The organism is Paenibacillus aestuarii (assembly GCF_027789125.1).
In the GTDB taxonomy this organism is placed as follows: Bacteria; Bacillota; Bacilli; order Paenibacillales; family NBRC-103111; genus Paenibacillus_E; species Paenibacillus_E aestuarii.
In genome coordinates this window covers 130,528-152,017 of the sequence record NZ_JAQFVF010000033.1, presented here as the reverse complement: position 1 = coordinate 152,017, position 21,490 = coordinate 130,528, and the positions used below count along the sequence as shown (strand labels likewise).

23 protein-coding genes and 2 other annotated features are annotated in these 21,490 nt (G+C 51.2%); of the genes, 10 read left to right on the top strand and 13 right to left on the bottom strand.

Translation table 11 applies throughout. The features are described from left to right. Positions 1 to 91: 91 nt before the first annotated feature. Positions 92 to 1,657 (bottom strand): 2-isopropylmalate synthase, encoded by a 1,566-nt coding sequence (locus tag O9139_RS15835; RefSeq protein WP_270880435.1) that lies wholly within the window; start codon positions 1,655 to 1,657, stop codon positions 92 to 94. A 100-nt stretch (positions 1,658 to 1,757) separates the two neighbouring features. After that, positions 1,758 to 2,027 (bottom strand) — a binding site (T-box leader). 60 nt (positions 2,028 to 2,087) lie between these two features. Beyond that, positions 2,088 to 2,337: a binding site (T-box leader), on the bottom strand. Positions 2,338 to 2,833: 496 nt separating this feature from the next. Between O9139_RS15835 and O9139_RS15830 the strand changes: the two genes are divergently transcribed. The 3 genes from O9139_RS15830 (at position 2,834) to O9139_RS15820 (ending at position 3,646) form a co-directional block, all read left to right on the top strand. Continuing rightward, positions 2,834 to 2,977, top strand: coding sequence for a hypothetical protein (locus O9139_RS15830; RefSeq protein ID WP_270880434.1), 144 nt, complete (start codon positions 2,834 to 2,836; stop codon positions 2,975 to 2,977). Positions 2,978 to 3,086: 109 nt separating this feature from the next. Further along, on the top strand, positions 3,087 to 3,383 hold the full coding sequence (locus O9139_RS15825; protein ID WP_270880433.1) for a hypothetical protein: 297 nt from the start codon (positions 3,087 to 3,089) through the stop codon (positions 3,381 to 3,383). Between the two features lie 17 nt (positions 3,384 to 3,400). After that, on the top strand, positions 3,401 to 3,646 hold the full coding sequence (locus O9139_RS15820; RefSeq protein ID WP_270880432.1) for a hypothetical protein: 246 nt from the start codon (positions 3,401 to 3,403) through the stop codon (positions 3,644 to 3,646). A gap of 93 nt (positions 3,647 to 3,739) precedes the next feature. Here the strand turns inward: O9139_RS15820 and tsaD are convergent, their stop codons facing one another. From tsaD to O9139_RS15790, 6 genes are all read right to left on the bottom strand, one after another. After that, entirely contained in the window at positions 3,740 to 4,735 is a 996-nt protein-coding gene (tsaD, locus tag O9139_RS15815; RefSeq protein ID WP_270880596.1) for a tRNA (adenosine(37)-N6)-threonylcarbamoyltransferase complex transferase subunit TsaD, read from the bottom strand. An 84-nt stretch (positions 4,736 to 4,819) separates the two neighbouring features. After that, on the bottom strand, positions 4,820 to 5,329 hold the full coding sequence (rimI, locus tag O9139_RS15810; RefSeq protein WP_270880431.1) for a ribosomal protein S18-alanine N-acetyltransferase: 510 nt from the start codon (positions 5,327 to 5,329) through the stop codon (positions 4,820 to 4,822). Positions 5,330 to 5,331: 2 nt separating this feature from the next. After that, positions 5,332 to 6,141 carry a tRNA (adenosine(37)-N6)-threonylcarbamoyltransferase complex dimerization subunit type 1 TsaB gene (tsaB, locus tag O9139_RS15805; RefSeq protein ID WP_270880430.1) on the bottom strand — a complete coding sequence of 270 codons (810 nt, stop codon included), beginning with the start codon at positions 6,139 to 6,141 and terminating at the stop codon, positions 5,332 to 5,334. After that, positions 6,138 to 6,629 carry a tRNA (adenosine(37)-N6)-threonylcarbamoyltransferase complex ATPase subunit type 1 TsaE gene (gene tsaE, locus O9139_RS15800; RefSeq protein ID WP_270880429.1) on the bottom strand — a complete coding sequence of 164 codons (492 nt, stop codon included), beginning with the start codon at positions 6,627 to 6,629 and terminating at the stop codon, positions 6,138 to 6,140. Before tsaE ends, tsaB begins: the two co-directional genes overlap by 4 nt. Before the next feature lie 115 nt (positions 6,630 to 6,744). Next, positions 6,745 to 6,927: an H-type small acid-soluble spore protein gene (locus O9139_RS15795; protein ID WP_270880428.1), complete on the bottom strand. Its 183-nt coding sequence runs from the start codon at positions 6,925 to 6,927 to the stop codon at positions 6,745 to 6,747. Positions 6,928 to 6,954: 27 nt separating this feature from the next. Continuing rightward, positions 6,955 to 7,140, bottom strand: coding sequence for a hypothetical protein (locus tag O9139_RS15790; protein WP_270880427.1), 186 nt, complete (start codon positions 7,138 to 7,140; stop codon positions 6,955 to 6,957). Positions 7,141 to 7,304: 164 nt separating this feature from the next. Between O9139_RS15790 and ku the strand changes: the two genes are divergently transcribed. Next, positions 7,305 to 8,228, top strand: coding sequence for a non-homologous end joining protein Ku (gene ku, locus O9139_RS15785; protein WP_270880426.1), 924 nt, complete (start codon positions 7,305 to 7,307; stop codon positions 8,226 to 8,228). A gap of 66 nt (positions 8,229 to 8,294) precedes the next feature. Here ku and O9139_RS15780 read toward each other — a convergent pair whose 3' ends face one another. Then, positions 8,295 to 9,245 carry an ATP-dependent DNA ligase gene (locus O9139_RS15780; protein ID WP_270880425.1) on the bottom strand — a complete coding sequence of 317 codons (951 nt, stop codon included), beginning with the start codon at positions 9,243 to 9,245 and terminating at the stop codon, positions 8,295 to 8,297. A 195-nt stretch (positions 9,246 to 9,440) separates the two neighbouring features. Between O9139_RS15780 and O9139_RS15775 the strand changes: the two genes are divergently transcribed. Next, positions 9,441 to 9,950 (top strand): C40 family peptidase, encoded by a 510-nt coding sequence (locus O9139_RS15775; protein ID WP_270880424.1) that lies wholly within the window; start codon positions 9,441 to 9,443, stop codon positions 9,948 to 9,950. A gap of 82 nt (positions 9,951 to 10,032) precedes the next feature. Here O9139_RS15775 and mnmH read toward each other — a convergent pair whose 3' ends face one another. From mnmH to O9139_RS15760, 3 genes are all read right to left on the bottom strand, one after another. After that, positions 10,033 to 11,076, bottom strand: coding sequence for a tRNA 2-selenouridine(34) synthase MnmH (gene mnmH, locus O9139_RS15770; protein ID WP_270880423.1), 1,044 nt, complete (start codon positions 11,074 to 11,076; stop codon positions 10,033 to 10,035). Between the two features lie 17 nt (positions 11,077 to 11,093). Next, entirely contained in the window at positions 11,094 to 12,143 is a 1,050-nt protein-coding gene (selD, locus tag O9139_RS15765) for a selenide, water dikinase SelD (RefSeq protein ID WP_270880422.1), read from the bottom strand. Between the two features lie 176 nt (positions 12,144 to 12,319). Further along, entirely contained in the window at positions 12,320 to 12,919 is a 600-nt protein-coding gene (locus tag O9139_RS15760; RefSeq protein WP_270880421.1) for a nitroreductase family protein, read from the bottom strand. Positions 12,920 to 13,135: 216 nt separating this feature from the next. On the opposite strand from O9139_RS15760, the gene ligD reads away from it, so the two are divergent. Then, positions 13,136 to 14,017 (top strand): non-homologous end-joining DNA ligase, encoded by an 882-nt coding sequence (gene ligD / locus O9139_RS15755; RefSeq protein WP_270880420.1) that lies wholly within the window; start codon positions 13,136 to 13,138, stop codon positions 14,015 to 14,017. 8 nt (positions 14,018 to 14,025) lie between these two features. Here the strand turns inward: ligD and cls are convergent, their stop codons facing one another. Beyond that, positions 14,026 to 15,462: a cardiolipin synthase gene (cls, locus tag O9139_RS15750; protein ID WP_270880419.1), complete on the bottom strand. Its 1,437-nt coding sequence runs from the start codon at positions 15,460 to 15,462 to the stop codon at positions 14,026 to 14,028. A gap of 276 nt (positions 15,463 to 15,738) precedes the next feature. On the opposite strand from cls, the gene O9139_RS15745 reads away from it, so the two are divergent. From O9139_RS15745 to O9139_RS15730, 4 genes are all read left to right on the top strand, one after another. Continuing rightward, entirely contained in the window at positions 15,739 to 17,355 is a 1,617-nt protein-coding gene (locus O9139_RS15745; protein ID WP_270880595.1) for a spore germination protein, read from the top strand. Then, entirely contained in the window at positions 17,342 to 18,514 is a 1,173-nt protein-coding gene (locus O9139_RS15740; protein ID WP_270880418.1) for a Ger(x)C family spore germination protein, read from the top strand. Before O9139_RS15745 ends, O9139_RS15740 begins: the two co-directional genes overlap by 14 nt. Positions 18,515 to 18,582: 68 nt before the next feature. Beyond that, a complete protein-coding gene (locus O9139_RS15735) occupies positions 18,583 to 18,747 on the top strand; it encodes a hypothetical protein (protein ID WP_270880417.1) in 165 nt (54 codons plus the stop codon). 29 nt (positions 18,748 to 18,776) lie between these two features. After that, positions 18,777 to 20,159 carry a GerAB/ArcD/ProY family transporter gene (locus tag O9139_RS15730; RefSeq protein ID WP_270880416.1) on the top strand — a complete coding sequence of 461 codons (1,383 nt, stop codon included), beginning with the start codon at positions 18,777 to 18,779 and terminating at the stop codon, positions 20,157 to 20,159. A 48-nt stretch (positions 20,160 to 20,207) separates the two neighbouring features. Here O9139_RS15730 and O9139_RS15725 read toward each other — a convergent pair whose 3' ends face one another. Continuing rightward, positions 20,208 to 21,299 carry a ParM/StbA family protein gene (locus O9139_RS15725; RefSeq protein WP_270880415.1) on the bottom strand — a complete coding sequence of 364 codons (1,092 nt, stop codon included), beginning with the start codon at positions 21,297 to 21,299 and terminating at the stop codon, positions 20,208 to 20,210. Positions 21,300 to 21,490 lie beyond the last annotated feature (191 nt).

The following is a 21,490-nucleotide window of genomic DNA, read 5'->3' as shown; positions in this document are numbered from 1 at the left end:
TTTACAGAAGTTATTCACATTATACACAGGACCTGTGAATAACTTTGCTCACAAGTTGTGTATATATCTAAGTTTTCTCACAATTAATACTTTAGGATGCTGACGATGCTGTAGCCCCAGCCTCTGATTGGCGTTGAACACGTGCCGCCTGGTTGCAGGCAGAGACATAGGCTTTTGCGATTGCGACCAAAATATCTTGATCGATCCCCGTATTTTTGAACGTTTCCCCGTTCACCGAGATGGTCACCTCAGCCTCCCCTGTCGCTTTCTCCCCTGTAGATAAGGAGTGCAGCTCCAGATCGGAGAACACAACGTTCATCGGCATGGCCTGGCTCAAACTTTGGACAATCGCTTCAATCGGACCTTCACCGCTCCCGGAGAACGCTTGCTCTTCACCTGTTTCATTGTTTCGCACCGAGACGGATGCGATCCGTTCACGGTCGCTGCTGCTGACCACATGCACATGTGTAAGTGTGAAAGCTTCCATGTGACCTTCTACCGTAGCGCCTACCAGCTCCATCAATTGATCGTCCGTGACGATTTTTTGCTCATCCGCTTTTTCTTTGAACCGAGTGTACAGAGCGTCCAATTCTTCTGCCGTCAGCTCGACCCCGAACTGTCCGACCCGATGCTTCAGCGCATGGCGGCCCGAGTGTTTGCCAAGAATGATCATTGAGCGCGGAATGCCCAGCTTCTCGGGATCCATGATTTCGTAGGTGCTGCGGTTTTTCAGCAAGCCATCCTGGTGAATGCCTGCTTCGTGCTGGAACGCATTGCGTCCGACAATCGGCTTATTATACGCAATTGGGAAGCCCATGATGCGGCTGACCATTTTGGACGTATTGAACACTTCGCTCGTGATGATGCCGGTTTCCACGCCCATCGTCATCTTGCGCGTTTCAATCGCCATGACCAGCTCTTCCAGCGAGCAGTTGCCCGCGCGTTCACCGACGCCGTTCACAGTCACTTCGACGTGCGTAACACCGGCTGCAATAGCGGCAAGACTGTTGGCGACAGCAAGGCCCAGGTCGTTGTGACAGTGCGCACTGTATTCGACGGTGTCGCCGCCTCTGACGCTTTGGCGCACACGGCGGAACATATTGCCGTATTCCTCCGGAAGCGCGTAGCCGACAGTATCCGGAATGTTCAGGATCGTCGCGCCTTCGGCGATGACCGCTTCGAGCACTTCGAACAAGAATTCGTCCCCTGTGCGGGTCGCATCCATCGGCGAGAATTCGATCCGGTCCACGAACTGCTTCGCATAGGCGACCATGCTGCGCGCCATCTCGACGACTTGCTGGCGGGACTTGCGCAGCTGGAAGTCCAGATGGATATCCGAAGACGACAGGAACATGTGAATGCGCCGCTGCGCCGCATCCTGTGTCGCGCGCACTGCTGCGTCGATATCCGCCTTCATGGCGCGGGCGAAGCCGCAGATTTCCACGTTATGCAGCTCGCGTGAGATCTGCTGGACCGCTTGGAAATCCCCCGGACTAGAGATCGGGAATCCCGGTTCGATAGTGTCTACGCCCATCTTCGCCAATTGTCTGGCGATGCGAATTTTTTCTTCCGGATACAGCGATGCTCCTGGCGCCTGCTCTCCATCTCTCAGCGTCGTGTCAAAAATGCGAATGCGTCGGTTTTGAATGTTTTCCATAGTTAAATTCCTCCTCAGATTATAGGGATTGTGCTGTCCATACGATTTGGCAGCTTCCCGGTTCATGTTAAATAGCGACAAAAAGACCTGCCATCTCCATCAAAGAGACGACAGGTCTTCACCCAGCGCGGTACCACTCTTGTTGACTTCTCCGCGTTCGCGGGAAATCCACCTCAGACATACAGCGGCTTTCCGCTCTATGTCACCCGATCACGGAGGTTAACCGTCCGCTCCTAACGGTCTCGTGATGAGACCGCTCAGAACGGCCGCTTCCAAGCGAGTTCAGGGTTTACTCGGACTGCGTCGCATCTTCCCGCAGCTTTCTGTACCGGCTATTGGAACCCTTACTACTCTTGTTCATTGCGTTGTGCTCTATGCGTATGTTCACTCATTCATATTTCATGACATCAAAAAAGCCTGCCATCTCTGTATAAGAGACGACAGGCTTATCACCTTCCGCGGTACCACTCTAATTGATCCGAGCATAGGCTCGAAACCACTCATGTACCCAATCACGGGGGTCAACCGTCAAGACCTACGGGGCTGCTGGATCCTTGGCATCCTCATCAGACTTGCCGCTCCCGGGCGAGTTCAGGCGATGTTTCGTCCGCGCTTTCACCAACCGCGCAGCTCTCTGAGCGAAACTGATCTTCCTTACTATTCCCGTTCTTTGCGTTTTGAAGTATTGATTGTGATTATAATATGGCAATTTTACGAAGTCAATATGCATTGTCAGAAAATTTAATTTTCCATACGAGAATAGCAGCAGCTCGCCGTTCATCCTTTGAGTCGTAATCGTTTACAAAGTATTTATAAATTAAATACGTCGCATTTGATCCGTCGGAATGGAAGTTCAAAGCGGAAACTGAGGACTGGGAATCTGGTTTTGACATGGGCTCTGGCCGAGGCATTATGATTATGTATGAAGTATTTGACAAGTTAACGTACGACCATAAACATGCAACCATGTCCGTGACGATGGTGAAAACGATCGGGTAAGGGAAAAAGGCCGATGCTTATTGCAATTTCGGTAGGATTTTGTGGCAGGGATGCAAGATCGGAGATGTTTCAAAAATTGGATTAATATGTATTTTTTGAAGGAATATCTTAATTTTGTGGGGAATTTCCCCTTTGTAAAGATTAGGATCACTGCTTCAAAAAAGGAGATGTTTAAGTATGAAAAATGGTTTGTTAATGATTGCAAGCGGTATCATATCTTTATCTGCAGTTGCAGGTTCTGCATCGGCTTCGGCTCCAGAACTAAATAATCAAGTGGATTCAGCCTCTACAGAACGAGTATTTTCAATAGGGGAAAGCTAAGCCTCTTCAAAAGTATTAGAGTCGGTTCCAACAATGAACACATATATCTCCTTCGGATCTGATAATTTTCTGTACATCGATCCTACTGCAAGGAATATGGTTGATAGTGATGTTTACGCTACTTTTGGACTTGGAGTACTTATTGGTGGGGAGTGGCGATAACTTTACTCAAGCCGAAACACTTGCTCACATCCAGGCATTGCAACAAACAGAAGCTGTTGCTGGACTTGTTGCCGCAGTTGCTGGTTTAATACCGGGAGGACAGGTAGCATCGGCAACATCCCTTATTGTAGCTGCGGGTGCAAACTTACTAGCGATATCAATGTCAAATAACAATAAAGGCCGTGGTATAACTCTTAATTTGCATTGGTTACCAGTTACCTATTTCGAGTCAACTGCAAATTAACTAGTTAGGAGATCTTAATGACTGTTTATGCGGTTTCGATTATAGTATTTCTCATCATTTTTTTAATTTTGTATTTCTATGATTTGAAAGCAAAAAAAGCTCAGAAATCAACAAAATATTTTTATCTTGGAATTATTTTATGTTCTTTGCTTGTAACCGCGTGGGTGGTCATACAAAGTAGAAATCAATGGGCATTAGTTTCACTTCTTCTCCAAATAGTAGCAGCAGTAGGGGGATGGAAAAATATTCGTAGGAGAAAATGAATAGCGGGAGTTGGCGGCTGTTTTGCAGGATCGAAAAAAGAGGGTGACCCCTCAGCCAAGACTATTGGCTGAGGAGTCACCCTCTTTATAAGTTTACCACTCTTCCAGCTTCAATAACGGTTCTGCCTTCAGATCCAGCTCGCTGAACGACTGCTGGTCCCACTTCAGGAACGCGGCGGCAGCAATCATCGCCGCGTTGTCTGTGCAAAGGCTCAGCGGCGGCACCAGCAGCGGGACGCCCAGCTCTTCGCAGCGCTCACTCAGACGGCTGCGCAGACCCTTATTCGCGGCCACACCACCCGCGAGCAGCAATTGCTTCGCGCCGAACTCCTTGACGGCGCGGGACGCTTTCTCCACAAGAACGTCGATGACGGATTCTTGGAAGCCTTTGGCGATTTGCGTGGTTTGGAGTGCTTCGCCGCGCATCTTGGACTGATTCACGACGTTCAGCACCGCGGATTTCAAGCCGCTGAAGCTGAAGTCGTAGGAGTCTGCCTCGAGCCAAGCCCGCGGCATCGGAATCTCCTGATCGGCTTCCTGTGCAAGCCGATCGACATGCGGGCCGCCGGGGTACGGCAGGCCCATCGCTCTGGCGACTTTGTCGTAGGCTTCGCCTGCGGCATCGTCGCGGGTCCGGCCAATGATGCGGAATTGGCCCGGGCCTTCCATATGGATCAGCTCCGTGTGTCCGCCGGACACCACCAAAGCGATCAACGGATACTCCAGCTCATGCACGAGCTGGTTGGCATAAATATGACCGGCGATGTGATGCACACCGATCAGCGGCAGTTCCAGCGCGCAGGCTAACGCTTTGCCGGCGACGACGCCGACGAGCAGGGAGCCGACAAGGCCGGGCCCCTGCGTAACGGCAATGGCGGACAGCTCGCTAAGCGCGACGCCCGCCTCCTCCACCGCTTCCTGCAGCATCCATGTGATCGACTCCACATGCTTTCGGGAAGCGACTTCCGGCACCACGCCGCCATAGCGCTGGTGCGTTTCAATCTGGCTCGAAACGACGTTCGAGCGGATCACTAGGCCATTTTCGACAATGGCGACAGACGTCTCGTCACAGCTTGTTTCAATGGCCATAATATATACGGGCTTCGCCGAATCGTTGGATGGATCGTTTGTTAAATGGTTGTTTGGTTGCTCTGTCAACTTCTTCACCTGGTCTCAGTCTTCGAGACTATCCCTTCTGCTCTTGGACTTGGGCAAATCCGCCCACATAATGATGGCATCCTCTCTATTGTCCGTGTAGTAGCCTCTACGGACGCCTACAGAGCGAAAGCCGAGTTTCTCATACAAATTTTGTGCCACATAATTCGATGCACGAACTTCCAGCGTCATGCGGATCGCTCGCAAAAAAGCCGCTGTATGCATCAGCTCACGCATCAGGCGCTCGCCGAGCTTACGCCCGCGGTATTTGTCGCGGACAGCGACATTGGTGACGTGGGCTTCTTCCATGATAAGCCACATGCCGCCATAGCCGGCAACTTCACCGTCAATATCCATAATCATATAGTGAGCAAATTGATTGTTCGTCAATTCATTATAAAATGCGCCTTCTGTCCAAGGCGTCGTGAAAGCTTCTTTTTCAATCTCACAGATAAAGGGAATATCCTCCTGACGCATGGACCGGAACACTAACGAAGATTCCGGAATCTCCTGCTGCCGCTGCTCCATGGTTACACCTCCCCTTTCTGCTGCTTCAGCTTCGCCTGCAAGTTCACTTCCGCTTCCGGCAGCTGCGTATAGTTCGGCACGAAGGTGTGAACCTCTGCATGCTCGCCTGCAGCAAGCTTCGGATAAGCCAGCAGTCCTACATACTGTGCTTCCATGCTGTAAGGCAGCACCTGGACGTTCCCGCTCCACTGGCTGGCAAACTGATCGATTGGGGCGGCAAACCCTTCGGTTTCACCCAGGAAAATGATTTCCTGCGGCCCCTCCTGCCCGGCTTCTGCAGCTAAAGCCAACAGCTGCTCGGTCCAGGGCGCCATAACCCGAATGCCATCCGGCATTATGCTGTGCCAGGACTTCTCCACGCCTGCCACACGCTCCTCATACACAGCTGTAAACGCCTGCGAACGTCTGGCATCCATTAAAGGCACGAACCATTTCACGACCGTCGTCTGATTGCTCTTGGTTTCTGTCTTCGCACTGGCGCCTAGCGCCATCGCCTCCAAGCTGGAGACACCGATCAGATCCAGGCCCAGCGACCAGGCGAACGTCTTGGCTACGGAGACGCCAATGCGCACACCGGTGTAAGAGCCGGGGCCTTGTCCGACGGCGACAGCTTGCAGATCTTTAGGCTTTAGCCCAAGATCGCCAAGAAGCTTCTGGATGTTCGGCAGAAGCCCGATGGAATGGTTTCGTTCAGCGTGGGAACTGAGTTCTCCGATCATTTGTCCGTTATTTAATACGGCCACTGTCATCGATGCTGTCGAGGTATCGATGGCAAGCAAAAGGCCTTGTTGATGATGTGTAGTTGCTGTCATTGTAAATGTCCGTTCTCCTTCATTTGTACGCACCAGCTATGATACGGCTCTCCATGCGGAGTCAGCTGAAATAATCTTGATTGCTCGCCCTGATAGGCGATTGTAATCGAAAGCCTCTCCGGCGGCAGCAGATCTTCGATCAGACTGGACCATTCGATCAAAGTCACGCCTGATCCGTAGAAGTATTCGTCGAGCCCGAGATCGTCGGCTTCCACTTGGTTTATGCGATACATGTCCATATGGTAAAAAGGGAGCGATTGTCCCTCGTACTCTTTTACAATTGTAAACGTCGGTGAGTTTACGACTTCGGTGATGCCCATGGCTCTGGCGAAGCCTTGGGAGAACCTCGTCTTCCCTGCTCCCAAATCCCCGTCGAGCGTAATGATGGCTCCCGGCATTAAATAAGCGCTGAGCAGCCTGCCCAGTTTATCCGTATCCTCTTCATGGTTGGATGTGTATATAAATGTGGATGGAGTCAATTTACTCATCCCTTTCCTTCAAATGCGCATGCTGCTCCTATTATAGTCCTCGCAGACGCTCATCAGCAACTGCGCGAATAAAAAAGCCTGCATCCGATTGCTTTCGGAAGCAGACTTTTCTCAGTTAGCGGACCTCTTCCAGCTCTTGAACGGATACGACCCGAGAATCCGCCGGATTCTGTTCCGCGTGCACTTTGGCTACGGCTCGGCTGGGATCGACGCTGTCAATCCAGACCGGCAGACCGTTCAGCTCGACCTCGATCTTCTCATCCGCGGCAATAATTTCTTGGGCGCGATGAATGTTCATGCGTGAACTCCCCTTTCGCTTCGCCGCCTACGGCTCATCCAAAACAGATTCCGGATGATCCATCGTATCCGTCGTTGAACACTCAATCAATCCATTGTGCATGGTGACGTTTCCGCCTCCTAAACCCTCATTGATCATACGGTCAATGTCCATAAAATAATCTTCTTGCCCTTGATGGTCTTTATCTTGGGCTGCTTTCGGAGCTTCTGCCATCCGAGAATCCCTCCTTACTGAAATGGATGTTAACCTAATCGTGCATGCTTAAGATACCCACTGCCGGCTGTCAGCATTCTCTTAGTCCTTCGCCGTATAAAGGAATCCGTTCAAGAGAATACTAGTGAGAAGACCGTCAAATTGACTAATGGGGAGGATCGCTCGTGCATACTGTCTGGAAAGGCGCTATCAGCTTCGGGCTTGTCCACGTGCCTGTAAAAATGTTCTCGGCAACGGAAGATAAGGATATCTCGATGCGCTATATTCATAAAGTTTGTATCACCCCTCTAGCTTATGTGCGCAAGTGCAATACTTGCGAGAAGGAAGTAGAATGGGAGGAAATATCGCGCGGCTATGAATACGAGCCTGGGCGGTATGTGCTCTTTGAGAAGGACGAGCTGGAGACCATCTCCGGAGAAGCGAATAAAGAGATCAAGATTTTGGACTTCGTGAATCTGGAAGATATCGACCCTGTTTACTTTCAAAAAACGTACTATCTCGCCCCCGGCGAAACAGGTTCAGGTGCTTATTCCTTGCTGCTCGAATCGATGAAGCAGACCGGGAAAATCGGCATTTCCAAAGTCTCGATCCGCTCCAAGAGCTCACTGGCTGCGATTCGTGTGATCGATAATTGTTTGGCGATGGAGACGATTTTCTATCCGGATGAGATCCGTCCGATCAGCCAAGTGCCGAATCTTCCGGAACAGAGCCAAGTGAATGAGCGGGAATTGGAAATGGCGAAAATGCTGATCAGTCAGCTTTCAACGCCTTTTGAACCGGAGAAGTATAGAGATGAATATCGCGGCAGGTTGATGGAAGCTATCGAGCATAAAATCGCCGGAGAAGAAGTGCAGGCCGCACCGGATGTGCAGAAGACGAGCGTGATCGATCTGATGGCCGCGCTGCAGGCGAGCCTCGATGCCACAAAAGCAGGTGGAGCTGAGGTGAGCACCGAGAAGGTACATCTTGAGCCTGATGCAACGGTAACTGAAGTCAAGAAGCCGAAGACGAGAGCGAAGAAAGAGAAAGAGCCTAAAGTAAAAGTAGAGAAAGTGAAGGAAGAGAAAGTGAAGGAACCTGTCACTTGATAAACTTGATCTATGCTGCCGTCCGCTGCGCTGAATCCCGTTGTCTACAGGGACTCAGCGCTTCTTTTATAGGTTCGCTTGCGAAATCGTACACCCGGCTGCAGGAAGCTCGACGACTGCTTGAATAATCGGCTGCCGCATCGTCCCTCCCGGCGTCCATTCCAGGAACTGCACCTTCACCACGAGGCGTGGGTGCAGCCAGACGGCCTCTTTGCTTCGCTCCGGTTCATTGACGAACGGCCTGACGCCCGTAATGTCTGGCTGAATTCGCTCCGTCAGGTCCATCCAGTCCTGATTGCTCAGCTTCCCGCCTCCGGCATGTCCGATATAAATAAACCGGGCCGCCTCATCATACAGACCGAGCAGCAGGGCATTCACTCTCTTCCCCCTGTACGTCACGCCACCCACGGCCGCATAGAGATCGTGGACAATTTTGCGTTTCTGCCAGCGCTTATCTTTGCCTCCGACTACATAGGAGCTTTGCAAATCTTTATAAATGATCCCTTCCATCTGGTATTGCTCCATTAATGAATACAGCGCCGGTGCATCCGGATAATTCTGTACAAGCTGAACATCCTGTTGGGGGATAATGATTTGCTCAAGCAATTGTTGGCGCGCCTGCAAGCTTTGATCCACCACCCAGCTTCCATTGCAAAATAATACGTCAAAAATCATAAAAGAAACCGGCGTCTGTTTGACGCCTCGCTCAATACTCATGGCGCTTCGCAGACTATCCCGCTTCATCACTTCATGAAAGGAAGGCCGGCCCCCGCTCATGGCGATGATCTCGCCGTCCAGAATAAATGAAGAGGCGCGGCAATACCTGCTCGCCTGCAAAAATTCCGGATATTGCAGCGTACGCGGATTCAGCTTGCGATTCACTAAATTCACCTGCGCCCCGTCATAATAGCTGAGCATGCGGACGCCGTCCCATTTAATCTGAGCGACCCACTGCTCGCCCTGCGGGAACGTTCCGCTCACGACAACCGGCTCAAAAGGCTCAATTGGTTGCAACATCTGCAACATCCCCCATTTTCCCATTTGTCAAGAATAATTTCTTCAGTACATTCTCATCGTTTTCTAATAAATAAGCCGCCTTCCCCTCCAGCTCACGGTTTCCGACACCTCTAGCAAATAATAGGAGATCCTAGCTGTGCTACACTAGGTTCCAGATACGGATGAGCCGTACACAACTTAAGGAGGGGAACAACTATGAAATTACATCAAGTATGGAGCAAGCGCTTGGCTATCTTAGCTTTAGGAACAACCATCGCCATCTCAGGTGGTGTTATCAGTAGCCCTCAGCTTACTAAGGCTGATACGATATCCGCTTCTGCAACTTCGACTTCATCTAAAGCCAATTCGATTATTGCTTTAGGAAAAAGATATTTAGGTACACCATATAAATTCGGTGCCAAAGTCGGTCAGACGCGCAATTTCGATTGCTCGACATTAACGAAATACATCTATGGCAAATACGGAATCTCTTTGCCGCGTACAGCTGCCCAGCAGTCCAAAGTTGGCCGCTACGTATCCAAGAGCAACTGGCAGAAGGGAGATCTACTCTTCTTCTCCGTACCGGGCCGTCCGGGTGTAGGACATGTTGGCGTCTATATCGGAAACAACCAGATGCTGAACACATACGGAGCAGGTGGCGTAAAAATTACGAAACTGAACTCGTATTGGAACTCGCACTATATCACAGCTCGCCGCGTACTGTAATTGGCAGGCCAAATGAAAAAAAGAACTGTTCATCGCAAGCGATGAACGGTTCTTTTTAGTATAGCCAGAATAAAACAGATTTCTACACGGTTACCGGTTTCAATTGTGCCAAATAATCTCTGACCGCCTGCACGGCATCAGCAATCGACTCCGCTTGAATGACAACTCGTTCCTGTTCATATTGCCGCATAGCATGCTCGTAACGCGGGTCGTAGTAATGTTCCAGCAACAGCCGCACCGCATGGGCATATTGTTCGTCCCGCAAACTAGTCTCGATTTCTTTAGCGATAGGCGTATGAATGCGGTCTTTGATATGCATGTAGGCTTGCAGCAGCTCAGCCTTATTGTCATTCGGCTGGTAGTCGGCAAGAATATGACGCACTCTTTCCTCGATAGGCATCTCAATAAACAGCTGTGTGCCTGCTTCTTTTTTACGGATGATAAAGTCCGGCAGTACGGCCTTACCGATCCGCTTGCTTTCCCCTTCCATTAATACATAAGGCGCATCCTGGATTTGCAGCACTTCTTGAAGGAGAAGAGATTCGAACGTTTTTTGGTTATTCGCACGCAGCCCGACCTGCCCGAAAATAGAGCCGCGATGCCCAGCCATATATTCCAGATCCAGCACAGGGCGGCCCTCGGCTTGAAGCTGCCTGAGGATCGCAGTTTTACCGATTCCCGTATGGCCTAGCAGAATGATGGACGGCGGCTTAAGCTCCATCTGCTCCAATGTTTCCACAACCCATTTGCGGTAAGTGCGAATACCCCCGGTTAAGCGGTACGCCCGGATGCCCATTAAGGAAAGAACGGTTGCCGATGTTCTGCTGCGCATCCCGCCGCGCCAACAATAGACGACCTTCTGCCCTTTTAGCTGCTCAAAAGCTTTGACAAAAGCCGGCAGCTTGGCCGAAACGATTTCCAGCCCTCTATCCTTGGCTGCTTGGATGCTGACTTGCTTGTAAATCGTACCGATTTCTGCACGCTCCGCATCGTTAAACAGCGGAATATTCAGGCTCCCCGGAATCGTGCTGTCCCGAAATTCGGAAGGGGAGCGGACATCAATCATGACATGATCTTTATTTTGCTGTAAGGCCAATAGCTCTTCTAAGGTGATATCCTGGAACAAAGTAACCGCTCCTTTAGTTAAATGACCACAATCCGGCCTGGGTGCTCGTCCGTCGTTTCTCCGATAATCGCCGCCTCAACGCCGGCAGACTTCAGCTGCTCCAGCAGCTCCTCAGCTTGCCCGCCGGCAACTGAGATCAGTAATCCGCCCGATGTCACGGCATCGCATAAAATCCACTGACCGACTTGATCCAACGTATCGGCAAAAGTAATCGAATCCTGCACATGCGCATAATTGTTCTTCGTGCCGCCAGGCACGAGACCTTCTTCCGCCAGTTCTCGCACCCTAGGCAAAACAGGCACTTGATCGGCGATAATGCGGATGCCGACGCCGCTTCCTTTGGCCATCTCCAAACTGTGGCCCATCAAGCCGAACCCCGTTACATCCGTACAAGCATGCACATCAAAAGGCTCCATCTTTTCAGCGGCTGTTTTATTCAGCGTAGCCATCACTTGGGTGACGCGGCTAATCTCCTCGTCGGATAGACGATCTTTCTTAATGGAAGTCGTTAAAATGCCGACTCCGATCGGTTTGGTTAAAATCAGCTTATCGCCCGGTACAGATCCGGCATTCGTCCGCACCTTGCCTGGATGCACCAATCCTGTCACGGCGAGGCCGAATTTAGGCTCGTTATCGTCAATTGAATGGCCGCCGACCAGTGTGACGCCCGCTTCTTTCATTTTATCGCCAGCTCCGCGCAAAATGTCCGCCAGCACTTGCTTGTCCAGCGTACGGATTGGAAAAGCAACAATATTTAAGGCCGTTAACGGTTTGCCGCCCATGGCGTATATATCACTGATGGCATTCGCCGCTGCGACTTGCCCGAACGAGTAAGGATCATCGACAATCGGCGTGAAAAAATCGACCGTTTGCACAAGCGCCAGCTCATCGCTTAACTTGTACACACCGGCATCATCACTCGTGTCAATGCCGACCAGCAGGTTCGGATCTGGCACGGCTGCAGGCAAGCTTCGGATCACTTGCGAAAGCTCGCCGGGTCCGATTTTGCAGCCGCAGCCGCCTTTGGTGGAATAAGAAGTCAGTTTGATTCGTTCTGACGTTGACATATGTATCTATTCCTCTTTTCTACTGAAGTCTTTTGTACAGAATCGGGGTTCTATTCATGATAATCTAATGATAACTCATGGACGCAGTAAAAATCTAATGCCCAATTGAGAAGAGTTGCCTCGAAAAGCAAAAAGGCTGCCCCGCGTCTGAGTAAGCGCATGGACAGCCTTATATATTAAGAGAACACTCTTACGTCTTGTTCGTGCATTTGGAATTCTTTCGGATTCGGCTGGAACGTCGGTTTACCGAATGGCATTTGTGCGATCAGCTTCCACTCGCTCGGCAGATTCCAAGTCTTTTTCACTTCATCGTCGATCAATGGATTGTAGTGCTGCAAGGAAGCGCCCAGTCCTTCTTGCTCCAGCGCCGTCCAGATCACGAGCTGCAGCATGCCGCTCGATTGGTTGGACCAGATCGGGAAGTTTGCCGCATAGGCAGGGAACTGCTCCTGCAGCGTCTCGACGACCTTCTGATCTTCGAAGAACAAGATCGTGCCGGAACCAGCGCTGAATCCTTTCATTCTGTCCGCGGTAGGGCCGAAGCTGTCAGCCGGTACAATTTTGCGAAGCTCCTCTGTTGTAATGTCCCAGAGCTTATCGGATTGTGCACCGAACAGAACAACAGCGCGCGCGCTTTGCGAGTTAAACGCAGATGGCGTATATTTCACAGCATCGCGAACGATCTCCTGGATACGCTCATTGGAAGTTACTGTCTCCTTGCTCAAGCCGTAATAGGTGCGTCTTACTTTCACTGCTTCAAGAACGGATTGTGTCATGTTCAATTCCTCCATTTTTTTGGCTTATCCCCACTCGCATCAATTTACGAATAAGAATAAACTTTATTTTTATATATAACTTACTTTTTGTTATTTACTTTTATTATTATGACCGCCCCCGCTTTATTTGTCAAGAGGTTGTTGGCGGCTGGTTTGAGAGTGGGTCATGCAGGGAATAATCGGGGAATACGAGGATAAAAAGAAAGGAGCATCATCATGGCCGTAACGACCAAAGGCACTCTCATTGTGGAAGGAAACGAGTTGACGATCACGAACCCCGGCAAGCTGCTGTGGCCGGAAGCCGGGATCACCAAGGCGGATTATCTCGCCAAATTAACCGAGATATCCCCTTATTTGCTGCGCTACTGCCGCGACCGACATCTCACGACGATTCGCTTTCCGCATGGCTATAACGACAAATCGTTTTATCAAAAGAATGCCCCCGAGCCTCTGCCTCCTTTCGTCAAAACCGCTCCGCTGGACGGTATCAACTATGTCAACCTGGACTCACTGTCCACGCTGATCTGGCTCGGCAACCTCGCTTGCCTGGAATTTCATCCTTCGTTCCATAAAATTGGTCAGACCGTACCTGCCGAATGGGTGATTGATATCGATCCGACCCTGGAGGAAGAGCCGCGGATTATGGAAGCCGCCCATATTATCGGCGAAGTGCTGGATGCCCTGCATATCCAATCGGTAGCCAAAACGTCCGGAGCGACAGGCGTGCAAATCTATATTCCGATCCGTGAGGGCTACACCTTCGAGCAGCTGCGCCGCATCGGACATTTCGTCGGAGCCTTCGTCGTCAAGAAATACCCGAATTTGTTTACTATCGAAAGGTTCAAGAAAAATCGCGGCGACAAAATTTATGTAGACTACCTGCAGCACTGGTACGGGAAAACGCTGTCCGCTCCCTACACCCCTCGCGCAAGGAAAGACGCCTCTGTGTCCACTCCGCTGCTATGGAAGGAAGTCGAGCTGCATCCAAGTCCGAAAGAATTCAATTTGCATACCGTCATTGAGCGTCTCCGGCGTATGGGCGACCTAATCGAAACCGTGCCTCCGCAAAACTTGGATACAGTTCTTGCCCGGCTGTAACCGTGGCTTTAGAAAAGAGGGGACAGCATCCGGGCGAGTACCTCTTTCCCTTTTTCCCAGCGCGAGCGCTTCTCGAATTCAGCCAGCTTCAGTTCCTCGCAATCTTTCAAATCCTGCAAAAAGTCAGCCTCCAGCCTGGCGATCACGTCATGGTTAAACAGAACTGCATTAAGCTCGAAATTGCTGAAAAAGCTGCGCATATCCATGTTGGCCGTCCCGACCGTCGCCATCGTGTGATCAATCAGCATCACCTTGGCATGCATGAAGCCTTTGCGGTATAAATAAATGCGTACCCCCGCCTGCATCAGCTCCAGTAAATACGATCTCGTCGCATATTGCACGATCCGCGAATCCGCTTTATAAGGTAAAATCATGCGTACGTCCGCGCCGCTAATCACGGCGGTTTTGAGCGCCATCGTAATGCTCGGGTCCGGGATAAAATAAGGCGTCGTGAGATACACACGCTTCCTGGCGGCGACGATACCGGCAAAAAACATCTCCTGAATCGCGTCCCACTGCGCATCAGGACCGCTCGCGATCACCTGGACTAACGAGTCCTCAGGCTGGTGATGCTCGGGAAATAACGACTCACCCGAAACCCGCTGGCCGCTGACGAACAGCCAATCCGTCAGAAACGTTTGCTGCAAATAATAGACCGCGTCCCCGCTAAGCTTCAGATGCGTATCCCGCCAAAATCCCAGCTTCGGATCCTTGCCTACATACTCATTCCCGATATTGATTCCGCCGAGAAACCCGACTTTTCCGTCAACGATGACAATTTTGCGATGATTGCGGTAATTGAGACGTTTGTCAAAAAAAGCGATCAGCGGCGGCAAGAAGCTCTGCACCTCGATCCCCGCTTGCTTCAGCTTGTTGATGTAGGCGTTAGACAGCTGATAGCTCCCTATTCCGTCATAAATCACACGAATCTTTACGCCCTCCTGCGCTTTACGGATCAGTGCTTCTTGAAACAGCCTCCCCGTGGCATCATGCCGAATCGTGTAAAACTCAAAATGAATATGATCTTTCGCTTCATCAATCGCAGCCAACATAGACGCATAGGTCGGCTCAGCATTCGTCAGCACCTCAACCTGATTACGCTCCGTTAAGGGCGAGCCCGGGATATTGCAAAGGAATCCGCACAACCTGGCATCCTCATATAGATCGTACTTGCCGGACTCCAGCGGCTCATCTTCCTCAAGAACGGGAATGGCGTCCGACGCGGGATGGCGCTTGCCTTTCGGCTTGCCGTGACCTTTGCGGCGTACGATTTTGCGCTGCGAATACTCTTTTGCCAAAAAATAGTACATGATAAATCCGATAACTGGAAAAATAAACATGACGAGCAGCCACGCCACCGTCTTCGCCGGCCTTCGATATTCGCCAATGAGGATGGTCGCTGTCTGAAAAACGAACAGCACTAGGACGATCAAGACCCAAATCAACGGCTTCCCCCCTCAGCTAGATGGATTCCCATAGTTTTGGCTAAGGTGGAAGCGAGTATACGACACTACCGTCCGTGCCGCCCGTTTGCACGTTTGCTGCGGTCCGGTTATGCCGATCTGTCGACCTGTTCACTTAAATTTTTCTCAGATGGTAATAAAATCCTGATTTTCAGCAGAGATTAATATAAACATGACGAGCGGGAGGTGCATTCCATCATGAATCATGCGTCCAAACGGCTTATGCAGCGCATGCTTCGCAAGAGCTCGTCCCCTTCCATGAATGCATCCGGGGGCAACGAATCATTAGCCGACTCCCTGGATTATCACTTCATTGAAGAGCTCAAGGAGACCAAGCTTTCGCTTTTGCTCGAGGAGAACCACAATTTCATTAAAAAAATGTTCACCGACTGCTCCGATGTCGTCGTCCGTGAATTCGAAATCGAGCCGAACATTCCAGCGCTGATCCTGTTTGTGGACGGGCTCGTCAATACCGAGCTGCTGAATGAGACGATGAAGTCGCTCATGCTGCTCGGCGGCGGCGAGACCGCCATTGAACGCATCACCGGGAAGATTCTCCCCGTCTCGCAGACCCAGGTCGCCGACAATTATGGAGATTTGCTGATCTCCGTGCTGAGCGGCGACACGGCGCTGCTCGTCGAAGGGAACGCGAAAACGGTGCTGCTCGGCATCCGCGGCACGGAGAAGCGGTCCGTCGGCGAGCCGGAGACCGAGACCGTCGTCCGCGGTCCGAAAGAGGGGTTCGTGGAAAGCTTGCGCACGAACACGTCGATGGTCCGCCGCAAGCTGAAAACGCCGCGGTTGAAGATGAAGTCCATGACCATCGGCAAAGAAAGCAACACCAACATCGTCGTATGCTACCTCGACGATTTGGCGATGCCTTCCTTGGTCGAGGAAGTGACGAAGCGGCTGGAGCTCATTCACATCGATGCAATTCTCGAATCCGGCATGATTGAGGAGCTCATCCAGGACAATGCGTATTCGCCGTTCCCGCAGATGCAATATACGGAAAGGCCGGACGTCATCGCCTCCGCGCTGCTGCAAGGACGGGTCGCGATCATCATCGACGGCACACCGTTCGCGCTGGTCGTCCCCTTCGTCTTCATGCAAATTATGCAAGCCAGCGAAGACTACTATGAACGCTTCCAAATCGGAACGCTGCTTCGGCTGCTGCGATACACGTTTCTTTTTTTATCTTTGACCACACCGGCCTTATATGTGGCGATTACGACCTACCATCAGGACCTGCTGCCAACGACGCTTATGCTTAGCATCGCCGCCTCCAGGGAAGCCATTCCTTTTCCTGCCGTGGTCGAAGCGTTCATTATGGAGATTACTTTTGAAGCGCTGCGTGAAGCCGGCATCCGGCTGCCCAAGGCGGTCGGCTCCGCCGTCTCGATTCTAGGCGCCTTGGTCGTCGGACAAGCCGCCGTCCAGGCCGGAATTGTGTCAGCACCGATCGTAATCGTCGTCTCCATCACGGGGATCGCCTCTTTCACGATCCCACGCTACAATGGCGCCATCGCCATTCGCATGCTGCGCTTCCCCATCCTCATCGCCGGCGCTGTATTCGGCTTCTACGGGATCTTCTTCAGCCTCATGATTCTGCTGGGACATCTGGCGAACTTGCGCTCATTTGGCGTTCCCTATTTATCGCCGTTTGGTCCGATGTCGGCAGGCGACTTCAAGGATGCGCTCTTCCGCGCTCCTTGGTGGGCCTTGAAGAAACGACCGGAATTTATGGCGATTCAAGATACGTCGCGAATGGACAGCAAGCTGCCCGACCATATCAAACAGGACGGCGGTGTGGATGGCAGCAACATTCAGCATGTGCATAAAGCGAGCAAGGAGGGCAGACAAAATGCGGATTCTTAGACGTCTCTGCTCTATCACTGCCATCCCGATTTTGATGCTGCCCGTCCTTACCGGCTGCTGGGATCGCGTCGAGACGAACGATGTCGCCTTTGTTCTTGCCTCCTCTGTCGACTTGGAAGATGATGGGAAATATCGCGTTGCTTATATTCTGCCGCTTCCCGGCTCCATGGGCGGTGCAAGCGGCGGTGGCGGCGGTACATCTGGCGGGAAGAGCTACTATGTGGATTCCGAAGTCGGTACCACAATGCGGGAGGCGGTCGGCAAGCTGCAGAGCCGAATGTCGCGCAAAATATTTTTATCTCACCGCAGAATCGTTATCATTGGCGAGAAGCTGGCCAAACGAGGAATCGGGCCCCTATTCGATGTAGTCCCTCGTTCACCGGAAACCCGGCTGACGTGTTTTCTTATCGTCACCAAAGGCAAGGCTTATGAACTGTTCAACACGACGCCCAAGTTCGAACGGTTCCCTGCCGAAGCCATCCGCGAATTAACCAAGTCTCGCCAATCCATACCGACTTCAACCAAGGATATTGGCATATCGCTCAGCTTTGGCAGCGATCCGATCGTCAGCTATATGAAAGAAGTGAAAAGCCAGGCCAGCAACGATCCCCATGAAGAAATCGAAGTGACCGGGTACGCACAATTCAAAGGCGACCGCATGGTCGGCATTTTTAAAGATGACGAAGCGCATGGCTTGATGTGGCTGGAAAACAATGTCAAGGAACACGGACTCACGTTTCCGATCGAATCCGGCAAAGACATCACCATCATGGTGACCAAAGGACATGCCGATATCACGCCAATCCTGCAGGATGATCATGTCATCTTCGACCTTAAACTCGAAGCCTTCGGACAGGTGCGGGAGGATTTGGCGAAGATCGATCTCGGAAAGCCGGAAAATCTGCACAAGGTCGAACGTAAGCTTGCCGATCAGGTAAAGAAGAATGTCCAAGCCGCTGTGAAGCAAATGCAAAAAGAAGGCACCGATTCAGCCCAACTCGGCCTGTTGATCTGGCGGCGCTATCCGAACATATGGAACAACAAGCTCCAGGCTAACTGGCAGAACGCATTTAAAGATGCCGAATTCCGCATTAACGTTACAGCCACCATTACGGAGACCGGTCTTATCAATCAAAATGTGGTCGAGGAGAAAAAGTAACGATGGATTTAATTTTTAAGATCACATTTCTTATCCTCACTTTCTCGAGTTTCCTGGTGGACCGAAACATGCTTAAACAGGAGAAATCCAGCGTCAAAGTCCTATACTTCGCTATTGCTTTGTTTACGCTTGTATTGTTTGCAGCCGATTGGATGCACAGGAACATCCCGATGCCATCGCGCTTTTTCATTCACACGGTATCTCCATGGGTCTGCAAGTTAATCGGCATTTAGTTTCAATTAGGAAAAGGCGGTGATGATCCATGGATAGCAAGCAAGTGATTAATCAAAGGCAGCTGTCATGGCTAGCCGCTTCCATGATAACTAGCGGCGGTATCTTTACGCAGCAGAACGTGCTGGTGCGGATCAGCCAGATGGACGCTTGGTTCAGTTACGTCATCTCGATTTTTTATATATTTGCCACCGCAGCCTTTTTCGGCTATTTAGCCAAAGTCTTTCCTCGTAAAAATATTTTTGATATTGCGACGATGGTTCTAGGGCGCTGGGCAGGCTCCATACTCAACCTGCTGGTTCTCTTCCATTTCTGGCAGGTCGTTAAGCAAGACCTCTCATCGATGTCCAAATTCAGCTCTACGCTGCTGCTGCACAGCACACCGCTTGAAATCCTGATTTTGATGCCGTGCTTATTGCTGATTTACTTCGGCAAGAGCAGCTTGGAAATCGTGGCCCGGGTCAACGATCTGTTTTATCCGCTATTTGCCATTGCTACCTTATCGATGCCGCTCCTGCTGTCAAATGAATTCGATCTGAAGCTGATCACGCCAGTGCTCACGATGCCGCTGCATCATTTGGCTTCCACCAATATGCTGGCACTCGGAAGCGCCGGTGATATTTTCGCTTTCGGCGCCTTTCTGCACATGCTGTACAATGCCAATCACATTCGTTCTGCGATCCGGCACGGCGCTCTGTTCGGGGTATTGCTGTTTACCGTTTACATATTTATGGTACTTACCGTCTTAGGACCGCGCATGCCGGCTAACTTCATTTATCCGGCTTATAACCTGATTCAGATGATCCATGTGACGGACTTTCTGGACCGCCTGGACATTGCGCTGCTGACCATCTGGTTGCCGACGCTCGCCCTCAAAACCATAACCGTCTATGTCGCTATGCTGATCGGCATCAGCTCGATGTTGAGGCATTCGAACTATCCTGTGTTCAACAAGCAAGTCGCGCTGTTTCTGACGTTAACCACGTTTCTTTCGTTTCACAGCACGACGGAACTGCTTTCTTTTGCGAACTTCAGCATGCCGGTGATCGTTTTGGCCTATCAGCCTTTGTATATGTGTATCCTCCTTGTCGCGACGATGGTTCATAAGCGGAAGCATGCGTCACAGCAGCCATCACCCGACGAGTCACAATCGCAGCCTTCACAAGCAGCCGGCTCGCCGACGCAGCCGATGGCTAAGGTCAGCGTACGCTTGTCTAATTGGCACTGGCGATGGGGCGGCAATGCCCTCATGCTGCTCTCTGTTCTATGCATTTTGATCGGCTGTACCTTCTCGAGATACATGCCGAGAGTCGGCATTGTATGCGGCATCACGTTCGGCACCTGCTTGGTGTTAACCGCGATGACAACCTATATGGAGGTGAGTAAGTTGCAGCAAGCCGAAGCCGGGAAATAACGGCACAAAAAAACGCACCTGCCGCTCGGGCAGGTACGCTTGTATGTTTTAAACATTCGCTGTTTGGCTCATACGACTTTTGGCTACTTTAAGATAGCCGTACATATTGAGGAATTCGCTCTCCTCGGCAAAGCGCAGTCTCAGTGCGCCTGCGGCATCCTGAATATAGGGCTTGAGCGCGGAAGCTCCTCCGCCAATCACATAGAAGCATTGAATATCCGGGTACTTGCGCCAGCGCTTCCGGATCATTTCAATCATGCGTGCAGCAGCTCTGCGGAAGTGCTGATCGACAACAGCGCGAATGTCCACCTGGCCTTCGCCGATGAGCTGAATCGTAAATTGCCGATTCTTGATACGCTGCACCAGCTTCGCCCGGCTCTGAAAGACATAGCCGTAAGCGTCCTCGATGTCGCGAATGATCGCGTCCAAATAGGTGGCAATGCCGATCTGCTCGCCATGACTGAAATGATTGTCGATGGCCATGCGTTGGATCACCGGGAAGTCCGTCGTTAACGCGCCGATCTCACAAACGCCGATGCAGCCGTTGTAGATCTCTTCATCCCGCACGAGCAGGCTGTCATGAGTCGCCAGATGGAAGATGGCGGCTGCACCTTCGATAGAGACAGCGACCTTGCGGATCGTCACTTTAATTTTGCGGTTGCGCAGCTGAGGCGTGGAGTGGAACGTCACTTCGTGCTCGCCGACGAGCCTTTGCTCGAACTGATGATGGAATTTCGCATACGTACGGACAGGCAAGCCCGTGCCCAGCACATATTCCACTTCATCGGTATTTCCGTGCGCCGCTCCGGAGGCATAGCTCATCAGACCTTGGTAGGCAAGCGCGGTCAAAGCCACGATGAGGGATTGATCGGAGACCGCTTTATTATCGCTGTCCTCCAGTTCCATATTGTCCTCGTGCTCCAGGGCCAGCTGACCGACGAAATAGCGCTGGTTCCTTTGCGTCAGCGATGGGCTGTAGATCGTCACATCCAGCGCTTTCCAGGGGGAATCCTCCTCCTGCAAAATATGCCTTTCATAGCCGGGCGCGATAATATTCGGGATCACGAGCGGTTCTTTAGAACCATCCAGCACCAGCTTGATACTATCGTTACCTATGTCGATTCCTGCAAGCTTATTCATAAGCTCCTCCATTCAAGACCTGCGTTTGCCTGTTTATTTGCATAAGTAAATTCGATCTATTGCGACAGGAATCCTTCCTACTTAAGTCTCATTTTGGATGGTCCGAAGGGGAAGCGGGAGGGTTTTCATCGAAATGTGCCGAATTGTGAAGTACAAAATCCATTACCAAATTCAACCACGAACAGGAGAAT

What these genes read in the sequence shown, in the direction of transcription:
- O9139_RS15835 (WP_270880435.1), bottom strand. Translation starts at nt 1,657, where the DNA reads ATGGAAAACATTCAAAACCGACGCATTCGCATTTTTGACACGACGCTG.
- O9139_RS15830 (WP_270880434.1), top strand. Translation starts at nt 2,834, where the DNA reads ATGAAAAATGGTTTGTTAATGATTGCAAGCGGTATCATATCTTTATCT.
- O9139_RS15825 (WP_270880433.1), top strand. Translation starts at nt 3,087, where the DNA reads ATGTTTACGCTACTTTTGGACTTGGAGTACTTATTGGTGGGGAGTGGC.
- O9139_RS15820 (WP_270880432.1), top strand. Translation starts at nt 3,401, where the DNA reads ATGACTGTTTATGCGGTTTCGATTATAGTATTTCTCATCATTTTTTTA.
- tsaD (WP_270880596.1), bottom strand. Translation starts at nt 4,735, where the DNA reads ATGGCCATTGAAACAAGCTGTGACGAGACGTCTGTCGCCATTGTCGAA.
- rimI (WP_270880431.1), bottom strand. Translation starts at nt 5,329, where the DNA reads ATGGAGCAGCGGCAGCAGGAGATTCCGGAATCTTCGTTAGTGTTCCGG.
- tsaB (WP_270880430.1), bottom strand. Translation starts at nt 6,141, where the DNA reads ATGACAGCAACTACACATCATCAACAAGGCCTTTTGCTTGCCATCGAT.
- tsaE (WP_270880429.1), bottom strand. Translation starts at nt 6,629, where the DNA reads ATGAGTAAATTGACTCCATCCACATTTATATACACATCCAACCATGAA.
- O9139_RS15795 (WP_270880428.1), bottom strand. Translation starts at nt 6,927, where the DNA reads ATGAACATTCATCGCGCCCAAGAAATTATTGCCGCGGATGAGAAGATC.
- O9139_RS15790 (WP_270880427.1), bottom strand. Translation starts at nt 7,140, where the DNA reads ATGGCAGAAGCTCCGAAAGCAGCCCAAGATAAAGACCATCAAGGGCAA.
- O9139_RS15780 (WP_270880425.1), bottom strand. Translation starts at nt 9,245, where the DNA reads ATGTTGCAACCAATTGAGCCTTTTGAGCCGGTTGTCGTGAGCGGAACG.
- O9139_RS15775 (WP_270880424.1), top strand. Translation starts at nt 9,441, where the DNA reads ATGAAATTACATCAAGTATGGAGCAAGCGCTTGGCTATCTTAGCTTTA.
- selD (WP_270880422.1), bottom strand. Translation starts at nt 12,143, where the DNA reads ATGTCAACGTCAGAACGAATCAAACTGACTTCTTATTCCACCAAAGGC.
- O9139_RS15760 (WP_270880421.1), bottom strand. Translation starts at nt 12,919, where the DNA reads ATGACACAATCCGTTCTTGAAGCAGTGAAAGTAAGACGCACCTATTAC.
- ligD (WP_270880420.1), top strand. Translation starts at nt 13,136, where the DNA reads ATGGCCGTAACGACCAAAGGCACTCTCATTGTGGAAGGAAACGAGTTG.
- O9139_RS15745 (WP_270880595.1), top strand. Translation starts at nt 15,739, where the DNA reads ATGAATGCATCCGGGGGCAACGAATCATTAGCCGACTCCCTGGATTAT.
- O9139_RS15740 (WP_270880418.1), top strand. Translation starts at nt 17,342, where the DNA reads ATGCGGATTCTTAGACGTCTCTGCTCTATCACTGCCATCCCGATTTTG.
- O9139_RS15735 (WP_270880417.1), top strand. Translation starts at nt 18,583, where the DNA reads ATGCTTAAACAGGAGAAATCCAGCGTCAAAGTCCTATACTTCGCTATT.
- O9139_RS15730 (WP_270880416.1), top strand. Translation starts at nt 18,777, where the DNA reads ATGGATAGCAAGCAAGTGATTAATCAAAGGCAGCTGTCATGGCTAGCC.
- O9139_RS15725 (WP_270880415.1), bottom strand. Translation starts at nt 21,299, where the DNA reads ATGAATAAGCTTGCAGGAATCGACATAGGTAACGATAGTATCAAGCTG.